This is a genomic window from Roseixanthobacter glucoisosaccharinicivorans, assembly GCF_043195095.2.
In the GTDB taxonomy this organism is placed as follows: Bacteria; Pseudomonadota; Alphaproteobacteria; order Rhizobiales; family Xanthobacteraceae; genus NCEH01.
The window spans coordinates 3,099,021-3,119,575 of record NZ_CM195538.1 but is presented as its reverse complement, the minus strand read 5'-3'; the positions used below and the strand labels follow the sequence as shown (position 1 = coordinate 3,119,575).

The window sequence follows — 20,555 nt, the reverse complement described above, 5'->3', positions numbered from 1 at the left end:
ACAGTGACAGAGCAATTTGCGGCAGACGTGCTGATCTGCGGCGCGGGAGCGGCCGGATTGACGTTGGCAATCGACCTGGCGCGCCGGGGCGTTTCCTTCCGGCTGATCGAGAAGATAGACGACCCCTTTCGCGGTTCGCGCGGCAAAGGCATCCAGCCGCGCACACAGGAGATTTTCGAAGACCTGTGTATTCTCGACCGGATCGTTGCAGCGGGCGGCGCATATCCAAAACAGCGCGAATATCAGGACGACAGAAGCTACACCGACTCCGTGGTTGTAGAGCAGCAGGAGCCCACCACGATGGAGCCCTATCATCTCGCGCTGATGGCGCCCCAGTTCCTGACTGAGAGCGTCATGCGCGAGCGACTTATCGAACTTGGGCAGCGCCCGCAGTTCGGTTGCGAACTTCTGGGCTTTGACGAGGACGCGGATGGGGTAACGGCCCATATTCTAGGTACGAGGGGGGAGGAGATTATCCGCACTCGCTGGCTGGTCGGCGCCGATGGCGGCCGCAGTTTCGTGCGCCACGCGCTCGACATCGGCTTTCCCGGCAAAACGCTGGGTGTTCGCGCGGTCGTCGCCGACGTGGAACTGACCGGCCTCAGTCGGGAAGTCTGGCATCGGTTCAACGAAGGCGACATGGAGCGGCAGATCTCGTTCTGCCCGCTGTCTGGAACCGACCTGTTCCAAGTGCAGGGCCCGATCCCGCTCGACGGCGACATCGACCTCTCCGCCGAAGGCTTGACCGCACTGGTTGCCAAGCGGACCGGGCGTCACGACATTTGCATCAGGTCGGTGGCGTGGGCATCGGCCTTCAACATGAACGCCCGTCTTGCTGATCGTTATCGTGTCGGCCGCGTCTTCCTAGTCGGCGATGCTGCGCATGTTCACCCCCCGACGGGAGGTCAAGGGCTGAATACCAGCGTGCAAGATGCATATAATCTTGGGTGGAAGCTGGCTGCGGTGCTAAACGGCGCGCGGGACATATTACTCGATAGCTACGAAGAAGAGCGCCGGCCTGTAGCTGCCGCTGTCCTCGGCCTCGCAACCAAACTGCTCGATGCCGTCAAGCGTGGCGAGATGCGACGCGGTCGTGAGGTGAACCAGCTCGATCTGGGCTATCCGGAATCCTCGCTTGCGCTGGAGCGACCCCAGCGCACTCGGGGACCGCTCGCCGGCGATCGCGCTCCCGACGCGTTGATCCGGGGCGCCGCTGGTCAGCCGACCCGTCTGTTTTCGCTCTTCAAGGGTACACATTGGACGCTGATCGGACAGGATGCAGCACGCGATGCGGTGCCTGCTCGTCCTTGTTTGCACGTCCACACGTTCGGCACACAAGGCGATCTCGTTGACGTTGGTGGCTCGTTCAACGACGCATATGGATTGGCATCCGGCGACTGGGTGCTTGTGCGTCCAGACGGCTATATCGGCGCAATCGTCGGCCGCAACGATGTTGGCTCGTTAGAAAATTATCTCGATCGGCTCGCGGTAGCGAACTCCAGACGGGGTGATTACCCTTGTCCTTGAGCAGTTCGTCAAGCGCTCCTCGGTCATCCATGCACAGCGGGCAGGGGCAAACTACTCGAAAGCGGACTCGAGAGCCTCCCACTTCGCGTCGATGACTTAAGGAAAAGCCGGCGCAGAATGCACGCCGGGTCATGGACGCGAGGATGCGATCGTCGGGAATCGCGGCGATGTCCTGCAGCGCCAAAGGCCGGGTTTCAGCGAGCATTTGATCAAACGTGTCTCGGCTGCCGTGGCGCTCGGCCGCCAAATCGATGATTTCGTCGAAGCGCCGCATTTTCATCTATCCGTGGACTGCTATCGCCGCGGCGGAGACCGCCATCAGGGCCGCAGCGACCGGCAGGTGCCCCCAGTCGCGACTACGGATCAGCGTCGCGACGGCGGCGAGCCTGAAAATGGCGCTCGCGAGCGCCCCAACCCGCGACTTCGCCGGAATCACCAGAATTAAGCCGATTAAGACTCCAAGGCTGCCGGTCACCCGGTTAAACCCGGCCGGAGAGCCCCAGAGCGCGAAGTTTTCTCGGGCCAATGGAGGGCCTGCGAAGTTGAGCCCGCCCGTCCCGATCATCACGACGCCAAGTGCGATCGGAAGGCCGACAATGATAAATTTGATTATCGGCATAGTCCGGTCCCCGCTTTCAATGTTCGGGCGCAGCGGTGCTAGCGATGTGGGCATCGCTAGCCTCCGGATTCCGGTTTTGGCGTAGCTCCTCCTTCAGTCGTGCGACCTCCCGCTCCAGGCGCTCGATGCGGTCGAGTGTGTAGTCGAAGCTGGTGGACTCCATCGCCTGCAGGAAAGCCCAGGCGGCTGCGAGGATGCGCCGGAATTTCCCCGGCCCCGGGGCCGCATAATTGGCTGTGTGTGTCATCAGGAGCTCCTCGGAAATGATGATCGGCGCTGCACTAATCCTTCGGGCTAGATGGCCGTCAGGCCGCCATCGACGGGAAGGTCGATGCCGGCGACGTAGCTGCTGAGGCCCGAGGCGAGGAACAACGCCGCGCAGGCGATCTCGTCGGGATCCGCCAGGCGTCCCAAGGGGGTCATCGCGACGATCTGCTTTCGGGCCTCGGCCGCGCCCTCTCCGGACGGAAACTGATCGGCGAACATGGGCGTGTCGACCGCGCCCGGGCTCAACACGTTGGTCCTGATGCCCCGATCCTTCAGTTCGCTGGTCCAGGTCCGGGCAAATGACCGGATCGCGGCCTTGGTCGCGCTGTAAGCGCTGCGGCCGGGGAGGCCTTTGTTCTTCCCGGCCGCCGCCACGAGGATGATCGACGCACCATCGTTCAGGTAAGGCAGCGCCTTTTGAACGGTGAAATAGGTGCCGCGGGCATTGGTGTTGAAGGTCTTGTCGAAGTGCTCGGGTGTCGCCGTGGCGGTCATCGTCCTTTCGACGAAGGCCGCGCCCGCGACAAGCACATCGATCTTTCCCTTTTCCGCAACGGTCTCATAGAGACGGTCGAGGTCATTAAGGTTTGAGATGTCCGTCTTTATGCCGGTGACATTGTCGCCGATCTCGGCGACAGCCTTGTCGATCTCGGCCTGCCGTCGCCCGGCGATGAACACATAGGCACCCTGCTCAACGAACCTTTTGGCGGTCGCGAGGCCGATGCCGCTGCTGCCGCCTGTGACGATGGCGATCTTGTTTTTCAACAAAGACATGCTGTTTCTTTCTTCGTCGGGGGCAGGTCTGACCGCAGTTGATGGGCCTTGCTGATTAGGTTGCCTGCCTCTCGGCTCCGAAGACGACCATGAGGATCACGCACGGATCGTCCGAGAGGTTGTGGAATTCGTGAAAGGCCCCGTTCTGCACGAAGAAGTCGCCCTCCTTGGCCGTGACCGAGCGCACTTGGCCGTCTTCTCCCGGATAGGCGATATCCACTTCGCCCTTGAGCACCACCGCGAGGTCGATGGTGTCGGTCCGGTGCATCGCACCGCCGAGCTCGCTAGGGGTCATGCCCCCGCCGGTGCCGAAATCGATCTTGGCCATCAAGGCGCCGAGGTCCGTCTCGCCCACATTCTCGGGAGGAACGACCTGAAGATCGACGCGGACCGAATCCTTTGGCCCGAAGATCCCAAGCCGCTTGTATTCACCGAGAACTTGCTCAGGCGTAAGGGGCAGCTGGGGAATCTTGTCAAAGCCCCAGATATTCGTGACCCGATCGGCGGTTTCGGTGTCGAGAAGATCGTCCACTTGCATGACGACACCAGCCTTGGTCTCGGCGCTCACAATTCGGCGCATCTTCATGTCACCCGCTCCCTCAGAGTTGCGACCAGCCGCCATCGACCGGAATCTCAAGGCCGGTCGTGAAGGTCGCGTCGAAGGCGAGGAAGAGGACGGCTTTCGCGATCTCTTCCGAGGTCCCGAAACGCTTCATCGGGATCATGCCGATCGTCTTCTCCCGGACCTGGGCGGCCATGTTCTTATCGGGAAACACCTTGTCGAGGATCGGCGTGGCGATGGGACCGGGCGACACGGCATTGACGCGGATGTCCTGGGGAAGCAGCTCGGTCGCGAGCGTCCGAGCCAAGGATCGCAGCGCCGCTTTGGCGGCGCCATAGGCGGCTTGCCCGGGCAGGCCCTTGACGTTGGCGACCGAGGTCGTGAGGACGACGGAGCCGCCTCGGTTGATGAGCGGCGCGAACTTCTGGACCGCGAAGAACGGCCCCTTGGCGTTGAGGTTGAACATCTCGTCGTAGATGGCCTCGGTGACGTTCGCGAGTGGCGCTGGGGTACTGAATCCCGCGTTCACGAAAAGCAGGTCGATGGTGTCGAACTCGGCCTTCACCTGAGCAGCGAGGGCGTCGATATCGGTCAACGATCGCGCGTCGCTCGAAACCACGAGGGCGTCAGTCCCAAGCTCCTGCTTCGCCGAGTCTAGCCCGGCTTGCGAGCGGCCTGTCACCAGAACGCGTGCGCCTTCAGCGAGGAGCATCTTTGCGGTCGAGAGACCCATGCCGCTGGTGCCGCCGAGGATCACCACTTTCTTATCTTGATACCGTGCCATTCATATTCTCCTGGGACGCCATTGCGCCTGTGAATTTTTGGACAATTTCGGATGATATTTCTGCGCCGTGGCGGCGGTCAGGTGTTAGGACACCGCGCTCAAGGATGCCGGGTGAGACAGGTCGGCGCCGGAGACCTTAACGACGGCGCGCCATGCGGCTTCCTGGCTGGCGCGAACGTGGAGGTGTGGCTCTCGCTGTAGTTCCATCGGGCCTGAGAACTTCCCTTTGGCCGAAGCGAAGAACTGCCCTGAGACGTCGGTTCCGAACTCCGACGCCTGGATGTAGCGACTGGCGGCGACCTCCGGCGTCTGGTTCATGCCGGGGATGAGGTTCACGATCGGAATCATCAGATACTTCAGCAACGGACCAGCGTTTCGCGCGACGTTGGTGGCGTTCGACGCCCCGGGCGAGACAGCGTAGACGGCCATGCCGGAAGGTAGCCGCCGCGCCAGCGCCTCGGCCCACCAGGCGATCATGAGCTTCGCGTCGGCATACGCAGTGTTAGGCGAATACTTCACGTTTGGTCCGCTCCGGATGAGCGCTTCAGCAGCGGCGGTTTGGTCGCCCCCAAAGTGTTGTGCTGCGAACGCCGGCAGGTCGGTATATTTGAACATCGGCACGCCCCCGCGAGCCGGCTCAGCGCTGGTGATGACAATCCGCGTTTCGGGGCTCAGCAGGTTGGCGTTGAGCAGTCCGACAGCCAGGTCATGATGGCCGACAAGCGGGGCCTGGGAGGCTTCAACGCCCTCCGCAGTGATCACGCGCTTCTTGGTGGGGACCAATCCGGCATTGAGGAGCAGGAAATCAATCGGCCGACCGCGCTTGACCAGCTCGGCGATCGCAGACTTGGCGCTGGCGGCCCTGTTCAGATCAAGCTCGAGCGGCGTGAAGATCCGCTTCTTGGTCTCGTCGGCGAGCTGGGCGGCCGTTTCCTTGGTCTTGGCCAGGCTGCGCCCCGTTACGATGACCTCCTGCCATCCCCCACCGGCGAGCAAGCGAGCTGCGGCATAACCGAGCCCGGACGTAGCGCCGGTGACCAGAGCGATTAAATGTCTCATATTTGGGTCCGTCGTGAGAGAAGGTCGGAACGTGAGGTCATGAGCCAGCTTGCTATTTTTGGACTAGTTCCTCATATATTAGGGACAGAACTCGTGGTCAAGGATTTTTGGACCAAATGCTAAAAAATTCGAGCAGGGGTCGTGGGCGCCCCCGAACCTTCGACGAGAGCGAGGCATTGGACAAAGCGACGCAGATCTTTTGGTCGAAAAGCTACGATGGTGTAGCGATCGACGATCTCATCGCCGGCATGGGTGTAGGACGGCAGAGCTTGTATTCCGTGTTCGGAGACAAGCGGACGCTCTTCCTGCGTGTCCTTCGGGCTTACGCTGAGCGGAAGGGCGCCGGCGCAGCGAAGGCGCTCTTCTCGCCACCGGCTCTTCGCGAAGCGATCGCCGGCTTCCTGAGACACGCCGTGGAAGTCGCGACCGAGGAAGGGTCGGTCCGAGGATGCCTAATGGTGTGCGTCGCGCCGCTCGTGGACGACGCTGAGGTCAGGCAGTTTCTGAAGGACGCCGCCGCAGGCGGCGTAGCGCTCGTGGAACGCCGCTTCCGCGACGGGATCAGCGCGGGAGAAATCCCATCTGACTTTCCTGTCACCACGCGCGCGCGCCAGGTTATCGACCTTGCCCGCGGTCTGACGATGCACGCGCAGTTAGGCGCGCCACGCAAGACGCTCCTGAAAGACGCCGAAGAAGCGGCCGAGTTGGTGCTGCTTACACGACGCGGTTAATGCTGCATGGGGTACAGGTCCGCGGTCGGCGATACTCGGTAAGACGAAGAGTCTCGAACGCGATCCACAGCTTGAATCCGTACCCGGAAGCCGCAAGCAAGGCTTCGGTATCGCGATCGGCTCGAGCCGCAGTCCAGCTCCAGCAATCGCGCCCAGCCACGACAGCGACCTCAGCAGAGGTCGGGTTTCGGACTGTAGACCACTTATTTTTTGCCCCCTCTACTCCACACAACTACGACTGCTAGATATCTATTGCACAACGGCAAATCCTGGCCCTGTCTTGTCTCTGCAATGTCAAAAGCATCCAGCAGGAGGCAGCGCGACCATGCTCGTACCAGACCGTATCGTCCGTCTGAGAACCGTTCTCGACCGCACCGGTCTCAGCCGCTCCACCATCTACCGCAAGATCGCCGAGGGCACGTTCCCAGCCCAGCTAAAAATCAGCATGAACGGCGCCGGTTGGCACGAGTCCGATATCGATTGTTGGATCGCCAATCCCGCCGGCTGGCGGCCACCAGAGGCGACAACAGTGAGAATGAGCGCGAGCCGCGCGTAGTTCATAGATCGTCGTCCAGCTCGTCGTCGTGAATCTCGGCGGCGCGCTGCTTCGCGTCGGCGATCAGCTCCTTCGCAGATTCGCCCTTCACCCAGGCGTCGAGCATGTCAGCCCAGCACTGAAGCATGATCTTCCGTTCGGCCAGGTAGCGGTTTACGTTGTAGACAGCCGCGATCCGGTTCCGAGGCGAATGAGCCAGGCTCATCTCGATCCAGCGATCGTCAAACTTGGCACGGTTCAAGCCTGTCGAAAACGTGCGGCGCAAGTCGTGAACACCGAGGCTCTGAAACTCCGGGTCGTTTTCGCGGATGCGCTCCACTGCCGTGTCGATCACGCGGTTGAGCGTAGCGTTGCTGATAGGCACATCACCATCGTACCGGCCGGGGTGCAGGTATCGGCTGGCGCCGAACATGGTGCGGAACGCCGTCAGAATATCGAGCGCCTGATCGCTTAGCGGGACGACATGCGGCTTGCCAGCCTTCATGCGCTCGGCCGGAATCGTCCAGCGCGCAGCGGCGAAGTCGATTTCCTTCCAAGTGGCGTCGATGAACTCCGATTTGCGAACACCCGTCAGCAGGACAAACTTCACCGCCGAGCGCAGCGTGGGCGCCGCGGTCACGTGATCCAGAGCCGTCAAGACCGCACGGACCTCCGACGGAGACAGGGCGCGATCGCGCGGCTCAAAAGTGGCGATGGCGCTCGTGCGGATCGACTCGGCCGGGTTGCTCACATCCAGCCCGCTTCCCTGCGCATGGCGAAATACGAGCAACACGACCTCGCGGACATGCACGGCAACGGCCGGCCCGCGCTTCTCCTTGACCTCGTCGCACAGACGTTTGAGACGCTGCGGCGTCACCTCTCCCATCTTGAGCTTCGACAACTCGCCCGCAATGGTGCGATCATAAACGGATCGGCGCATCGCCAGGGTGCTGTCGGCGAGCCTTTCGGCCCCGGACTTGGGATCGGCTTTGTGCTTGAAGTAAGCTTCCGCCCACCCGCCGAACGTCACCGCCTCGGCTAACGCCGTGCGCTTCTCCACCTTGGCTTTAGACGGCGACTCGCCCCGCTCGACCTGACGCCGGGCGCGCACCAGCAGCGACCTAGCCTCCGCAAGCGACACCTCCATTCCGTATTCCAGCGCGTCGGGCGCTCGTGACAACCCGCGTGCCGCCTCGGCGCTGTAGCGGCCGATGGTCAACACTTCCTGTCTCCCGCTCACTCGATACTGGTATCGGAACGAGACGACGCCCGTCGGCGTGACGGCCGCGTACATCCCGTCGCGATCGGTGACCTTGTAGAGCTTGGCCTTCGGCTTCAGGTTTTTCAGTTCTTTATCAGTGAGATCGCTCATCATCCGCATCCGGTCAGAGGGGCGATCGAATACCATCAAGAGGGGTGTTGGTACCGAAAGCCCGTTTCTCGACCATCCTGCGCCATACCAACATCGGTACCAACAAAGTGACCGGGTTGGGGTGACATGCAGCGATACGGGGTGGGACAAATAATCCTTGTCAGTCAGAGTGTTCGTGCGATTTCTGGCACTGCGCGGGATGGTCTGACACCACCCTAGTTCACTCCCACTCGATCGTGCCCGGCGGCTTGCTGGTGACGTCGTAGACGACCCGGTTGATGCCCTTGACCTCGTTGATGATGCGGGTCGCGGCGCGGCCGAGGAAGTTCATGTCGAAGGGGTAGAAATCGGCCGTCATGCCGTCCACCGAGGTGACGGCGCGCAGGGCGAGGACGTGGTCGTAGGTGCGTCCGTCGCCCATCACGCCAACGGTGCGCACCGGCAGCAGCACCGCGAAGGCCTGCCAGATCACGTCGTACAGGCCGGCAGCCCGGATCTCCTCAAGATAGATGGCATCGGCCTTGCGCAGGATCTCCAGCTTCTCCGGGGTGATCTCGCCGGGGCAGCGGATCGCGAGGCCGGGGCCGGGGAAGGGATGGCGGCCGACGAAGCTCTCCGGCAGGCCGAGTTCACGGCCGAGCACGCGCACCTCGTCCTTGAACAGATCGCGCAGCGGCTCCACCAGCTTCATGTTCATGCGCTCGGGCAGGCCGCCCACATTGTGGTGACTCTTGATGGTCACGGAAGGGCCGCCGGTGAACGAGACGCTTTCGATCACGTCGGGGTAGAGCGTGCCCTGGGCGAGGAAATCCGGTGCGCCCTTGCCGTCGGCGGCGATCTTCTTGGCCTCGGCGTCGAACACGTCGATGAACAGCTTGCCGATGGTCTTGCGCTTGGTCTCGGGATCGGAGACGCCGGCCAATTCCCGTAGGAACAGCTCGGAGGCATCCACATGCACGAGCGGGATATTGTAGGTGTTGCGAAACAGCGAAACCACCTGCTCGGCCTCGCCCTGGCGCATCAGGCCGTGATCTACAAAGACGCATGTGAGCTGATCGCCGATGGCCTCATGGATCAGCACGGCGGCGACAGCGGAATCCACCCCGCCGGAGAGGCCGCAGAGCACGCGCTTGTCGCCCACCTGGGCGCGGATCTTGGCAATGGCGCTTTCGCGGAAGGCGCCCATGGTCCAATCGCCGGAGAGGCCGGTGATCTTGCGCACGAAATTGGAGAGCAGACGGGCGCCGTCCGGGGTATGCACCACCTCGGGGTGGAACATCAGGCCGTAGAACCGGCGGGCTTCGTCCTCGACGACGGCAAACGGGGCGTTGGGTGAGGTGCCCTTCACGACGAAACCGGGGGGCAAGGCGGTGATGCGATCGCCATGGCTCATCCACACGGTATGGCCTTCGCCCTCGTTCCAGATGCCGTCGAACAGAGCGGAGCTGCGTTCCACCTTCACCGTGGCGCGGCCGAATTCGCGGTGGTGCCCGCTTTCCACAGCGCCCCCAAGCTGCTCGGCCATGGTCATCTGGCCATAGCAGATGCCGAGCACGGGAATGCCAGCCGCAAAGATCTCCTGGGGTGCGCGGGGGCTATCGCCGTCGGGCACGGAGGCGGGGCCGCCGGAGAGGATCACCGCCTTGGGCCTCATGCGATCGAAGGCTTCCTTGGCCTTCTGGAACGGCACCACTTCGGAATAGACGCCTTCCTCGCGCACGCGCCGTGCAATGAGCTGCGTCACCTGGCTGCCGAAATCAATGATGAGGACGGTATCTTGCATGGCGGCGCGGCTTTCCGGCGGGAGTGGCGAGGATTGCGCCTTCCTTTAACGGCAAAGTCGCGAATTGCAAAAGCGCGCACCGCCCCGCGGCGCGCGGTTCACACATGCGGTTCACACATGACGGGCGCGCAGGGCCGCGCGTGCTGCCTCAGATGGACGTCCAATGGCCTTCGCAGCCTTCGGGGGCGGCGGTGGCGGAGGTATGGCGCTTCTTCAACTCGACGCAGCCATAGGCGCGGGCTTCTTCCGGCAGATGGGAATTGATCGCGACGCCGATCTGGTCATAGGGCGAGGGCGCGGCGAACACATAATAGGCCCAATAGCCGCCGACGGCGATAATGAGCACCACGAGCAGGCGGATAATGAACATGGAAATCTCCTGAATTCCGATGGGTGCGCGAGCGCGACCGCTGCGCTAAGGACGCTTCGGAGGTCGGGAAGGTTCCACCGGGAGCCGTAAAGCTCCGCGCCTCACCCCCGCTTCAACACACTCACGAAGAATCCATCGGTCCCCGTGCGGCGCGGCGTCAGCAGCAAGCCCTCGGGGCTTTCGAGGGCGGCGGTGCGCAACGCGAGGCCCTGGCTGCCGAGCGCCAGAACCGTCTCCATCGGCGGGACAACCGAGAAGTCCGGGTGCTTCTCCAGCAAAGCGCGGATCTGGGCGCCGTTTTCCACGTCGAGCAGGGAGCAGGTGACATAGGCGAGGCGGCCGCCGCTCTTCACATAGCGGGTGGCCTGTTCCAGGATCTTGGCCTGCTCGGCGGTGCGCTCGGCCAGCGCGCCGGGGCGCATGCGCCATTTCGCGTCCGGGTTGCGGCGCCAAGTGCCGGTGCCGGTGCAGGGTGCGTCCACCAGAACCAGGTCCATCTGGCCGGCGAGGTCGGCGAGCACGTCGGCCTCCCCACGCGGCGCGCGGATCTGTACGTTGCGCACACCGGCGCGGGCGAGGCGCTCGTGGATCGGCTTCAGCCGGCGAATGTCGGAATCATGGGCATAGAGCTGGCCCTTGTTGTCCATCAGCGCGGCGAATTCGAGCGTCTTGCCGCCGGCGCCGGCGCACAGGTCCAGCACCTGCGAGCCGGGCAGGGGGCTCGCGAGGATGGCGGCGATCTGCGAGCCCTCGTCCTGCACCTCCACTTCGCCTTTGACGAACGCACCCTCCGAGGTGAGGGGCGGGGCCTTGCCCTCCGCGTCGAGGATGATGCGCAGCGCCAGCGGCGACCATTGGCCCGGCTGGGGCGACAGATGGGAGAGTTCGGCGAGCGCGGCGTCCGCCGTGGTTTTCAGCGTATTGACCCTCAGGTCCAGCGGCGCACGGGAGGCGAGCGCGCGGCCCTCATCGACCCGATCCGCGCCGAACACAACGTTCAAATAGGGATCGAGCCATTGCGCATAGTCGCCTTTGACCCAGGGCGCGGCGGTCTCAAGGCTGGGGTTGGCGAGGCGGGCGGTTTCCTCCGCACTTAGCGGCGCGGGCGCGAAGCGGGCGCCGTCGCACAGGCGCGAAATGGCGTCGAGATCGAGCCCGCGCATCACCGCGAGCGTGCCGAGCACCAGGGCGCGCGGCGTGTCCGCGCCCATCACATGCGCGGCCGAGGCGCGTCGGCGCAAGGTGTCGAACACCAGGCCGGAGATGGCGGCGCGATCGCCCGAGCCGGCGAAGCGGTGGGCGAGGCCCCATTCCTTGAGGCTGTCGCCGGCGGGGCGGCGCTTTGCGGCGATATCGCTGAGCACCTCGATGGCGGCGGACAGGCGGGCTGAGGGGATCAATTCAATCAGGTCCTTGGGTCGAGAAGGAAGGCGCCGGCTTTCACCTGGGCCTCGAAATGGTCGAGCGCGGCGGCGAGCCGCTCGTCGATCACGTGCAGATATTCCGTCCAATCCTCGTAGCGGGACAGTTCGGAGCGCCCGTCGCTGATGCCGCGCAGGCCCACCAGCGGCACGCCGAACCGCTGGGCGGCGCGCAGCACCGCGAAGGTCTCCATGTCCACCATGTCGCAGGAAATGGCATCATAGGCCGCGCCGGAAATGATGGCGCCGCCGGTGGAGAGCGAGGCCGCCGCGATGCCGGGAATCTGGTGAGGGATCTCCACCAGGGCCGGCAGGTCGAGGAACGGCGTGCGCCCCTTCTCGAAGCCGAGCGGGGAGGCGTCCATGTCGCGATAGGCCAGATGCGATACCTGATAGATGCCGGCATGCTCCAGCGCGCGCGCCCCGGCCGAGCCGAGCGTGAACACGAGGTCGGGCAAAGCGTCGGCGGCGGCGAGGTGGGCGAGCGCATGGGTGGTCGCCATCGCCGCTTCCACCGGCCCGACGCCGGTGATCAGGGGATCAATGCGCGCGCGCAGATGCGGCCCGTATTCCATCTGCGTCGCCATGACGAACAGGATGTCGAGATCGCCGACGGCACGGACATGGCGGGACGGGTCTTCCATCGCAGGGCAATCCAGGAAATGCGTGAGCCGCACTCCTCGGCTGGCGCGGCGGTCCTGTCAATCACCCGCGCGCCTCACACATTGAGGAGGATGGCCAGAGCGAACAGAACCCACATGATCGCGAGCGCGATGGCGCCCACCGCATAAGCGGCAAAGCGGGTGGTCAGCTGATTTGCGGTCGTGAACACCAGCGCATGGACGATGCGGGAGATCACGAACACCCAGGCGAGGATGACGAACACGATGTCCGCCTTGCGCGTGAACAGCGCCAGCACGGTAATCACGTAAAACAGGACCGGCAGCTCGAACTGGTTCGAGAATGCGTTGGCGAAGCGCTGGGCCCGCGGGGGATAGGCGCTTGTGTCCTCGGCAGCGGTGGCGCGGGAGACCTCGCCGCTGGAGAGGGCGCGCATGCGCACCGGCAGCAGCGCGAACATCAGAAGCAAGGTGAGGCCCACTTCCACGAACAGGGGCAGCAGGATCATGGCGACGGTCATGGATGGGCCTTTCGCGTGCGTGCGGCGGGGGGACGCCGATTGCGCCCCCATTGCGCCGCTCATGGTGAGGAACCTCGAGCACGGCTGCACGTTCCATCCTTGAACAGGAAACACAGCCATGACCGCCACCTCTTCCTTCTCGCAGCCCTCGAAATTGCCCGACCCCCGCCAGGTGGAGCGCGGCCGTGCCCCGCGCCCGTTCTTCACGCGCCTGGCGCAGGAGGTTTCGCGCTATGCCGGCAAGCCCGCCACCTTCGTATGCGCGGTCGCCATCATCCTCATCTGGGGCGCCACCGGGCCGCTGTTCGGCTACAATGATACTTGGCAGCTCATCATCAACACCTCCACCACCATCGTCACCTTCCTGATGGTGTTCCTGATCCAGAATAGCCAGAACCGCGACACCGCCGCGCTCCAGATCAAGCTCGACGAACTGATCGCGCGCACCGAGGGGCCGCGCAACGCGCTGCTGGATCTGGAGGACCTGGACGAGACGACGCTCGAAAAGCTGCGGATGGAATATGCGCTTCTCGCCGATCGTGCGCGGGAAGAGGGCAAGGGGCAGGGCGGAGCGCGCGATCCCGGAGCGGTCGCGTCCGAGACCGCGCCGGTCAAGACCGCCGAGAAGGGCGCAGCCGGATGCGCGCCGGACGCGGCTTCATCGCCCGGGCCGTGCGACGGTGGCCGCCAGGTGGCTGCGGCGGATTGCCCCGATCTTCCGGGCCGCGCCGCCTGATCCCGCGCATCTTGCGCCGCGCCGGGGCAGGCGCCCGCGGCGCGGCCACCTAGCCCCGGATGCCAAGGCGCGCTAGGCAGGGAGCGGAACGCGCCAGGCGAAGGGCGCGGGGAGATTGGGATCCATGCCGCTGTATTCCCTGGACGGGGTCGGCCCGGACGTGCCGGCCACGGGCCGCTATTGGATCGCGCCCGACGCCACCCTGATCGGCCGCGTGATCGTCTCGGAGGAGGCGAGCGTGTGGTTCGGCGCGGTGCTCCGGGGCGATAACGAGCCAATTTTCATCGGCCACGGCACGAACATCCAGGAAAACTGCGTGCTCCACACGGATCCGGGGTTTCCGCTGCATCTCGGCGCGGGCGTCACCGTCGGCCATATGGCGATCCTGCACGGGTGCACGGTCGGCGACGACAGCCTCATCGGCATGGGCGCGACCGTGCTGAACGGCGCGCGGATCGGGCGCAATTCACTGGTAGGCAGCAATGCCTTGGTGACCGAGGGCAAAGAATTTCCCGACAATTCCCTCATCGTCGGCACGCCGGCGCGGGTGGTCCGCGAATTGGATGACGGGGCGATTGCCGCACTCAAGGGCGCGGCGCAACGCTATCGGGCCAATTGGAAGCGCTTCGCCGGCGGTCTCAAGCGGATCGACTAAGGACCCGCGCGCCCAAGGGAACGGGTGCGGCACACAGAGAGCGGAGGTGGGGTGGAGGCGTTCAGCGCCCGCCGCCGACGACCGGGGGAGAGCGCGTGTCGCCCAGCGAGACCCACAGCGTGGGATCGCCCTGCGACTGGCGCTTCACATAGCGATAGCCGGTCTCCTGCCAGGGAAGGATCTGGTTTTCCTGGTTGTCGAGGATCACGTCGCCCCGGTCGGTGACGACGGTGAGCACGGCGTGGCCGTCGCCTTCCTTGTCGCGCACCACGGTGATGAGCAGAACCGAGGCCGGCCAGCCGAGGTTGATCAGCGCGCGGCGCTTGGCCAGCACGTAATCCTCGCAATCGCCCTTGCCGTCGTCCGGATAGGCCCAGCGCTCCAGCTCGCCATAATGATCCATGTCGGTCATTGGGGTGATGGAGGTGTTGAAGCTGCGGTTGACCTGATCGAGCGTGGAGAGATGCGGCGCATCGAGCGGGACTTGCGGAATGAGATCGCCCTCGGCGACGCAATCCGCCTTGTTCTCTGCGCAGAAGCGCACATAGCCGATGGGAGCGGAGGTGCCCCCCACGGCCTGGAGGTGCGGCACCAGGACCGGCGAGAGGCTCGCCACCCGCCGGTCGCCGGCCATCGCGTTCCCGGCGCCCGCCATCAGCAGGGCCGCCAGCAGAAGCTTTTTCGCAAGGTGAAACTTCGCAAGGTGAAACGGCATGGCACGCAGTCGCGAGGGGTTAACAACTTCATAATGCCTGAGGTTCGCCGCATTCGCGCCGTCAACCTTTCATTAACCTTAATGGGCGTTAACGACCTTGGCCAGTGGGGGCGTGGGGCGCGCGAAAGCGCGGATACACGCGCTTTTTCCTTGCTGCGGACCGCGCCCACCCTTATGTGCGGGACGTGCTCGACCTCAGCGATCCACGCCGCCCGCCCCGCGAGCCGGTGTTCAACATTCCCGGAATTGTGGCGCTGCTGGCCCTGGTCATGGCGGCGATCACGGTTGCGCGCGAATTCCTGCTGGACGAGCAGTCCAACGTCCTGCTGCTCGCCTATTTCGCCTTCATCCCGGCGCGCTATGACGCCACGTTCGCGCTGCCCGGCGGCCTCGGGGCGGATATCTGGACGTTCGTGAGCTATGCCTTTTTGCACGCCAATTTCGTGCACCTCGGCGTCAATCTCGTCTGGATGCTGGCGTTCGCGACGCCCGTCGCGCGGCGCTTCGGCACGCCGCGCTTCCTCGCCTTCGTGGTGGTCACGGCGGCCGCCGGCGCGCTTGCCCATCTCATCGCCTATCCCGACGCCATGGTGCCGATGATCGGCGCTTCGGCCGTGGTGTCAGGCGCCATGGCGGCGGCGGTGCGCTTTGCCTTCTCACCCGGCGGCGCGCTCGGCCGTCCGGTGCGCGGCGCGCCCGAGCATCCGCCGGCCGCCTCGCTGCTCGGTGCGTTCCGCGAGCCGCGCGTGCTGACCTTCGTCGCGGTGTGGGTGGTGGTGAATTTCCTGTTCGGCGCCGCCATCACGCTGCCCGGCACGGAAGGGGCGGAGGTGGCTTGGCAGGCGCATATGGGAGGCTTCTTCGCGGGCCTGCTGCTGTTCCCGCTGTTCGATCCCATTCCCCGCGCGCCGGTGCCTTCCCACCCCCCGCGCTGAGGGCCGTGCTGAAATACCAGTCAAACCTCGGGACGCGCCGTCAAGCGGGGTTGCGGAACGCGCGATCGCGGATGATCATTCCCTCAAGGCAATACCGGTGAGCGTCAATAACGCCGGATCCGCCTCTCACTAGGGAATGGAGGTCAGCCATGACCGTAGGCATTATTCTTCAACGCAAGACATCGGGCCTCGTCACCATCTCGCCGGAGGCTTCGCTCACGGAGGCGGTGCAGAGCCTGTCGCAGAATCGCATCGGCGCCATCGTCGCCACGGGCCCGGACGGGCGCCTGGAAGGCATTCTTTCCGAGCGCGACGTGGTGCGCATCCTTGGCGAGCGGGGGCCGGACGTGCTGTCCCAGCCAGTCTCCTCGGTGATGACGCGCGCGGTCGTGACCTGCACCGCCGACGAGACCGTTCCCGCCATCATGGAGCGTATGACGCGCGGGCGCTTCCGCCACGTGCCGGTGGTGTCGGGCAACACGCTCGTGGGCATCATCTCGATCGGCGACGTGGTGAAATATCGCGTCGAGGAGATGGAGCGCGAGAGCGCGGAACTGCGCGACTACATCATGACCGCGTGACGCGCGAAGGTCGGGGCGGGCGCCCCGACCGCATTCGCGGCGGGCCCGTCCCACCGGGCGCGCCGCGAGGCCTGTTCCAGCAGCCCTATTTCAGGGCTTCCATCGCGCTGTGCACGTCGTCCACGATCCGTTCCACGGCCTCGCGCCCGGCGGCGATGGCTTCTTCCGCGCGATGAAAATCGAACAGGCCGATCTTGGCGAGCTTGGGCGAGACCGTGACGTCCGGCGGATCACCGGCAAGGCGTGAGCGCGCGATGCGGTCCTGGGTGATGTTGAAGGCGTCGATCATCACCGCCGAGATTCCGCGCGGCCCCTCGCTCGGCCCCGAGAGGAATTGCCGGCGCAGCATGCGGTCCGGCCGCAGCATGCGCGAAAGCCCTTCCTTCTTGTGCTCCACCACCACGTCCGCCACCTCCGCGATGGCGCTGCCATGGTCCTGGATCACGGTGCCGCGTCCGAAGATCTCGGAATTGAGATTGACCGCGATCACGATCCGCCCGCCGAGCGCGCGGGCCGCCGACACCGGCACCGGATTGACCAGCGTGCCGTCCATCAGCCAGCGCCCGCCCACCTTGGCCGGGGTGAAGATGCCCGGCAGGCAATAGCTGGCGTGGATCGCTTCCACCAGTTCGCCGCGGGTCAGCCAGATCTCATGGCCGGTGCCGAGTTCGGTGGCGATGCATCCGAACACCACCGGCAAATCCTCGATGGTGAGATCGCCGAGTTCCAGGCGCATGCGCTCCATCAGACGGCGCCCCGCGATCAGGCCGGCCGCGCCCAGGGAGAGATCGAGAAAGCCGAGCACGTTGCGTTTGTTGAGGCTGCGCGCCCAATCTTCCAGCGCGTCGAGCTTGCCGGCGGCCCAGATGCCGCCGACCACCGCGCCGATGGAGGTGCCGGCGATTACGCTCGGGCGAATGCCGTGGGCTTCCAGAGCCCGCATGACGCCGATATGGGCAAAGCCGCGCGCCGCGCCGCCGCCCAGCGCCAGGGCGATCTTCGGCCCGCCCTTGCGGCCGGCCTTCCATGGCGGCTCGACCTCGCTCTGGGCCTCCAGGGCGGGCGCGACCTCGGGACGTGGATCGGCCTCGCTTTCGCCTGGGGCTTCGTCGGTGCGAGTGCGGCGGGTAAAACCTTGAAACATGCGCGACCTCCGACCGGCCGGCGTGCCGGTGGCAAGCTCCGGGACTCAAACCCTTCTAACGGAGTTTGATGTCCGAAGCGTGGCTTTGCCACGGTGCGCCCTGGGGCTGGCGTGAGGCTGCGCCCGCGCCGTCCAACAAATCCTTAATCGTGGGAATGGCCGGAATGGTCGCCATAGACCGCCTTCGGATCGAAACGCGGCTCATCGCCGGTGAATTCCAGGGCCGTGGCGGCCGAAGCTTTGCCGCCGATGGGCACGCGGCGATAGAAGCAGGAGCGGCGGCCGGTGTGGCAGGCGGCACCCGTGCCGCCCATCTCGACTTTCAGCAGCACCGCGTCCTGGTCGCAATCCACGCGGATCTCCAGCACCTTCTGGGTGTGGCCGGAGCTTTCGCCCTTCTTCCACAACTTGCGGCGGGAGCGGCTGTAATAATGCGCCTCGCCGGTCTCGATGGTGAGGGCGAGCGCTTCTTCGTTCATGAAGGCGAGCATCAGCACCTCGTTCGTCACCGCGTCCACGGCGATGCAGGTGACGAGGCCGTTGGCATCGAAGCGCGGGGTCAGGCGCGTGCCTTCCTCAAGCTCGGCCGTGCCGGCGCTGGCCGCGAAGACGGGGGTCTGAAGGCTCATGAAAACTCCAAGGGGCCGGCGCCGCCACGGACGCGGGCCCAGCTGCTCAGCCCTTGGCGCGCACCAAAGTGATGAAGCGCACCTGCTCGGCCGGATCGTCGCGGAACGCACCGGTGAACTGGCTGGTGATGGTGGAGACGCCCGCCTTGGTGATGCCGCGCATGGCCATGCACATGTGCTCGGCCTCGATCATCACGGCCACACCGCGCGGCTTTAGCGTCTCGTCCAGGGCGGAGATGATCTGCGAGGTCAGATGCTCCTGCGTCTGCAGGCGCTTGGCGTAAATGTCCACCACCCGCGCGATCTTGGAGAGGCCGACCACCCGCTCCACCGGGAAATAGGCGACATGCGCCTTGCCCACGAACGGCACCATGTGGTGCTCGCAATGGGAATAGAAGGGAATGTCCCGCACCAGGACGAAATCGTCGAAATTGCCGATTTCGCCGAACGTGCGGTCAAGCGCCTCGGCCGCGTCGTGGCGGTAGCCGGAGAACAATTCCCCATAGGCCTTCACGACGCGATGGGGGGTTTCGAGCAGGCCCTCGCGGTCCGGATCCTCGCCGATATAGGCGAGCAGGGTGCGCACCGCCGCTTCCGCCTCGCGCTTGGACGGGCGCGCGGGATCATGCACCTCGTCCGCCGCCGCGTCCTGCGGAGCGTCGTCGTGCCGCTTGGCCTGCGCCTGGAGATGCTTCACATGCTTGCGGGCCTTGGCCTCGTTCTCGGCCTGCGCCCGCAACAATTTGACAACCGCGTCCATACCCAACTCCGTTCGACCCGCCGCGGACCAAGTCCGGGCGAGAGTGTCACCGGTGTCGGCTACGCATGCGCGGACCCTCACTTTCCGCGCCCCACCGGAAGCCCCGGCGGCGGCCTTGCCGTCCGTTCGCGCGAAGTGCCGCCGGCGGGAGGCTGCTCCCGAGGGCGTATGCTTCGCAATCAGGCGCCGACGTCTTCCGCCGCGCCGCACATGGACTATATAAGACGGCGAACAGGCAACGCAAAGTGCGCTTTTGCTTGAGCGTGCCGCGCAAACCGCATGGCAGCGCCCCTTCACGGGCTGGTGCCGGGCGGGCCGGATGATGACGCCGCCATGGGGCGGCCGGGATCGCACGATGATCAACGACGTCTATAATACCCGTATCCTCGGCTATGCGGCCGATATCCCCCGCATCGGCCGGCTGGACCATCCCCAGGCCAGCGCGACCGCCCATTCGCGGCTGTGTGGCTCGACCGTGACCGTGGATGTGGCGCTCGAGGGCGACACGGTGAGCGATTTCGCCCACGAGGTGCGCGCCTGCGCGCTCGGCCAGGCGTCTTCCTCCATCATGGCGCGCCACGTGGTGGGTTCGAGCGTCGCCGAATTGCGGGCGCTGCGCGAGACCATGCGCAAGATGCTCAAGGAGAACGGCCCTCCGCCCTCCGGCCGCTGGGCCGAGCTGGAAGTGCTGGAGCCGGTGCGCGACTACAAGGCACGCCACGCCTCGACCTTGCTCACCTTCGACGCGGTGGTAGATGCCATCGACCAGATCGAGGCCAAGGCCGGCGCCGCGCGCGAGGCACCGGCCAGCGCCGGCAGCTGAACGACGCCGGGCTCGCGATCCGGGATGCGCCGCGTTCTGGCACGCCGTGCGCGGATCTCGGACCGGGCGGCCTGCGCCGCTCGTTCGGCCGGCGCGCTGCAGGATAGGCCGGCCGGACTAAGGACAAGCAGGGCGAAAGTCGATCACCCATGGCCATGAAACAGTCCTCGGATCGCGGCGGGCGGCTCGGCCTTCAAGAAACCCTCGCGTGGGGGCGGCGGCCGGGTAAGGTCGTGCGCGCGTCCCCCGCTGCCCGTATCGCGGCGGCCCTGTCCCGTGTGCCGCGCCTGATCTTGCGCGCGCCCATCCTGCTCTATCGCTATACGCTCTCCTCCTTCATGGGGCGGCAATGCCGCTATCTGCCCACCTGCTCGGAATATGCCGATGAGGCGATTTCCCGCCATGGCGCCTGGGCGGGCGGCTGGATGGGCGCGGCGCGGCTCTGCCGCTGCCATCCCTGGGGCGGCTCGGGGTTTGACCCGGTGCCCCAATGCCTGCCGGCCGATGGGCGCTGGCACCGGCCCTGGCGCTATGGGGTCTGGCGCCAGCCGCCGGATGAGCCGACCTGACGGGAAGGGCAGATGGGCGCGAGGGTATTTTGTTTCCGGTCACACCTGGGCTGCGCGGATGCG

At 65.3% G+C, this 20,555-nt stretch carries 25 protein-coding genes; 9 read left to right on the top strand and 16 right to left on the bottom strand.

Translation table 11 applies throughout. The features are described 5' to 3' along the window. Nucleotides 1–3 precede the first annotated feature (3 nt). Complete coding sequence (locus V5F78_RS14430; protein WP_394071363.1) at nt 4–1,527, top strand: FAD-dependent oxidoreductase; 1,524 nt, start codon at nt 4–6, stop codon at nt 1,525–1,527. A 280-nt stretch (nt 1,528–1,807) separates the two neighbouring features. Here V5F78_RS14430 and V5F78_RS14425 read toward each other — a convergent pair whose 3' ends face one another. The 6 genes from V5F78_RS14425 to V5F78_RS14400 all read right to left on the bottom strand — a co-directional run bounded on the left by V5F78_RS14425 (nt 1,808) and on the right by V5F78_RS14400 (nt 5,592). Then, nucleotides 1,808–2,146 carry a DoxX family protein gene (locus V5F78_RS14425; protein ID WP_394071364.1) on the bottom strand — a complete coding sequence of 113 codons (339 nt, stop codon included), beginning with the start codon at nt 2,144–2,146 and terminating at the stop codon, nt 1,808–1,810. A gap of 16 nt (nt 2,147–2,162) precedes the next feature. After that, entirely contained in the window at nt 2,163–2,393 is a 231-nt protein-coding gene (locus V5F78_RS14420; protein WP_394071365.1) for a hypothetical protein, read from the bottom strand. A gap of 47 nt (nt 2,394–2,440) precedes the next feature. Then, entirely contained in the window at nt 2,441–3,187 is a 747-nt protein-coding gene (locus tag V5F78_RS14415) for an SDR family NAD(P)-dependent oxidoreductase (protein ID WP_394071366.1), read from the bottom strand. Nucleotides 3,188–3,242: 55 nt separating this feature from the next. Then, nucleotides 3,243–3,773 (bottom strand): cupin domain-containing protein, encoded by a 531-nt coding sequence (locus V5F78_RS14410; protein WP_394071367.1) that lies wholly within the window; start codon nt 3,771–3,773, stop codon nt 3,243–3,245. Nucleotides 3,774–3,786: 13 nt separating this feature from the next. After that, nucleotides 3,787–4,509, bottom strand: a complete 723-nt coding sequence (locus V5F78_RS14405; protein WP_394071368.1) for an SDR family oxidoreductase — start codon at nt 4,507–4,509, stop codon at nt 3,787–3,789. A 108-nt stretch (nt 4,510–4,617) separates the two neighbouring features. Continuing rightward, nucleotides 4,618–5,592, bottom strand: a complete 975-nt coding sequence (locus V5F78_RS14400; RefSeq protein ID WP_394071369.1) for an SDR family NAD(P)-dependent oxidoreductase — start codon at nt 5,590–5,592, stop codon at nt 4,618–4,620. Nucleotides 5,593–5,768: 176 nt separating this feature from the next. Here V5F78_RS14400 and V5F78_RS14395 point away from each other — a divergent pair, with 176 nt between their 5' ends. Next, nucleotides 5,769–6,323 (top strand): TetR/AcrR family transcriptional regulator, encoded by a 555-nt coding sequence (locus tag V5F78_RS14395; protein WP_394071370.1) that lies wholly within the window; start codon nt 5,769–5,771, stop codon nt 6,321–6,323. 325 nt (nt 6,324–6,648) lie between these two features. Further along, nucleotides 6,649–6,879: a helix-turn-helix transcriptional regulator gene (locus tag V5F78_RS14390; RefSeq protein WP_394071371.1), complete on the top strand. Its 231-nt coding sequence runs from the start codon at nt 6,649–6,651 to the stop codon at nt 6,877–6,879. Nucleotide 6,880: 1 nt separating this feature from the next. Here V5F78_RS14390 and V5F78_RS14385 read toward each other — a convergent pair whose 3' ends face one another. The 6 genes from V5F78_RS14385 to V5F78_RS14360 all read right to left on the bottom strand — a co-directional run bounded on the left by V5F78_RS14385 (nt 6,881) and on the right by V5F78_RS14360 (nt 12,945). Then, nucleotides 6,881–8,230, bottom strand: a complete 1,350-nt coding sequence (locus V5F78_RS14385; protein ID WP_394071372.1) for a tyrosine-type recombinase/integrase — start codon at nt 8,228–8,230, stop codon at nt 6,881–6,883. 220 nt (nt 8,231–8,450) lie between these two features. Next, nucleotides 8,451–10,013 carry a glutamine-hydrolyzing GMP synthase gene (guaA, locus tag V5F78_RS14380; RefSeq protein WP_394071373.1) on the bottom strand — a complete coding sequence of 521 codons (1,563 nt, stop codon included), beginning with the start codon at nt 10,011–10,013 and terminating at the stop codon, nt 8,451–8,453. A gap of 148 nt (nt 10,014–10,161) precedes the next feature. Continuing rightward, entirely contained in the window at nt 10,162–10,383 is a 222-nt protein-coding gene (locus V5F78_RS14375; RefSeq protein WP_394071374.1) for a hypothetical protein, read from the bottom strand. A 101-nt stretch (nt 10,384–10,484) separates the two neighbouring features. Then, nucleotides 10,485–11,783, bottom strand: coding sequence for an RsmB/NOP family class I SAM-dependent RNA methyltransferase (locus tag V5F78_RS14370; RefSeq protein ID WP_394071375.1), 1,299 nt, complete (start codon nt 11,781–11,783; stop codon nt 10,485–10,487). A gap of 5 nt (nt 11,784–11,788) precedes the next feature. Next, a complete protein-coding gene (locus V5F78_RS14365) occupies nt 11,789–12,448 on the bottom strand; it encodes a 5'-methylthioadenosine/S-adenosylhomocysteine nucleosidase (protein WP_394071376.1) in 660 nt (219 codons plus the stop codon). Nucleotides 12,449–12,522: 74 nt separating this feature from the next. After that, on the bottom strand, nt 12,523–12,945 hold the full coding sequence (locus V5F78_RS14360) for an MAPEG family protein (RefSeq protein WP_394071377.1): 423 nt from the start codon (nt 12,943–12,945) through the stop codon (nt 12,523–12,525). A 118-nt stretch (nt 12,946–13,063) separates the two neighbouring features. Here V5F78_RS14360 and V5F78_RS14355 point away from each other — a divergent pair, with 118 nt between their 5' ends. Further along, nucleotides 13,064–13,681, top strand: a complete 618-nt coding sequence (locus V5F78_RS14355) for a low affinity iron permease family protein (RefSeq protein WP_394071378.1) — start codon at nt 13,064–13,066, stop codon at nt 13,679–13,681. Nucleotides 13,682–13,805: 124 nt separating this feature from the next. After that, a complete protein-coding gene (locus V5F78_RS14350; RefSeq protein ID WP_394071379.1) occupies nt 13,806–14,336 on the top strand; it encodes a gamma carbonic anhydrase family protein in 531 nt (176 codons plus the stop codon). A gap of 61 nt (nt 14,337–14,397) precedes the next feature. On the opposite strand, the gene V5F78_RS14345 is transcribed toward V5F78_RS14350, so the two are convergent. Beyond that, a complete protein-coding gene (locus tag V5F78_RS14345) occupies nt 14,398–15,051 on the bottom strand; it encodes a transglutaminase-like cysteine peptidase (protein ID WP_394071380.1) in 654 nt (217 codons plus the stop codon). 185 nt (nt 15,052–15,236) lie between these two features. On the opposite strand from V5F78_RS14345, the gene V5F78_RS14340 reads away from it, so the two are divergent. Both V5F78_RS14340 and V5F78_RS14335 read left to right on the top strand, forming a co-directional pair. Continuing rightward, nucleotides 15,237–15,986, top strand: a complete 750-nt coding sequence (locus V5F78_RS14340; protein ID WP_394071381.1) for a rhomboid family intramembrane serine protease — start codon at nt 15,237–15,239, stop codon at nt 15,984–15,986. 149 nt (nt 15,987–16,135) lie between these two features. Next, nucleotides 16,136–16,567: a CBS domain-containing protein gene (locus V5F78_RS14335; protein ID WP_394071382.1), complete on the top strand. Its 432-nt coding sequence runs from the start codon at nt 16,136–16,138 to the stop codon at nt 16,565–16,567. A gap of 85 nt (nt 16,568–16,652) precedes the next feature. Here V5F78_RS14335 and V5F78_RS14330 read toward each other — a convergent pair whose 3' ends face one another. The 3 genes from V5F78_RS14330 to folE all read right to left on the bottom strand — a co-directional run bounded on the left by V5F78_RS14330 (nt 16,653) and on the right by folE (nt 19,100). Beyond that, nucleotides 16,653–17,711, bottom strand: coding sequence for a patatin-like phospholipase family protein (locus V5F78_RS14330; protein WP_394071383.1), 1,059 nt, complete (start codon nt 17,709–17,711; stop codon nt 16,653–16,655). Nucleotides 17,712–17,854: 143 nt separating this feature from the next. After that, nucleotides 17,855–18,340 carry a phosphoribosyl-AMP cyclohydrolase gene (gene hisI / locus V5F78_RS14325; protein ID WP_394071384.1) on the bottom strand — a complete coding sequence of 162 codons (486 nt, stop codon included), beginning with the start codon at nt 18,338–18,340 and terminating at the stop codon, nt 17,855–17,857. 46 nt (nt 18,341–18,386) lie between these two features. Then, nucleotides 18,387–19,100: a GTP cyclohydrolase I FolE gene (gene folE, locus V5F78_RS14320; protein ID WP_394071385.1), complete on the bottom strand. Its 714-nt coding sequence runs from the start codon at nt 19,098–19,100 to the stop codon at nt 18,387–18,389. A 355-nt stretch (nt 19,101–19,455) separates the two neighbouring features. Here folE and V5F78_RS14315 point away from each other — a divergent pair, with 355 nt between their 5' ends. Beyond that, complete coding sequence (locus V5F78_RS14315; RefSeq protein WP_394071386.1) at nt 19,456–19,923, top strand: iron-sulfur cluster assembly scaffold protein; 468 nt, start codon at nt 19,456–19,458, stop codon at nt 19,921–19,923. Nucleotides 19,924–20,072: 149 nt separating this feature from the next. After that, complete coding sequence (gene yidD, locus V5F78_RS14310) at nt 20,073–20,492, top strand: membrane protein insertion efficiency factor YidD (RefSeq protein WP_394071387.1); 420 nt, start codon at nt 20,073–20,075, stop codon at nt 20,490–20,492. The last annotated feature ends 63 nt before the right edge of the window (nt 20,493–20,555 follow it).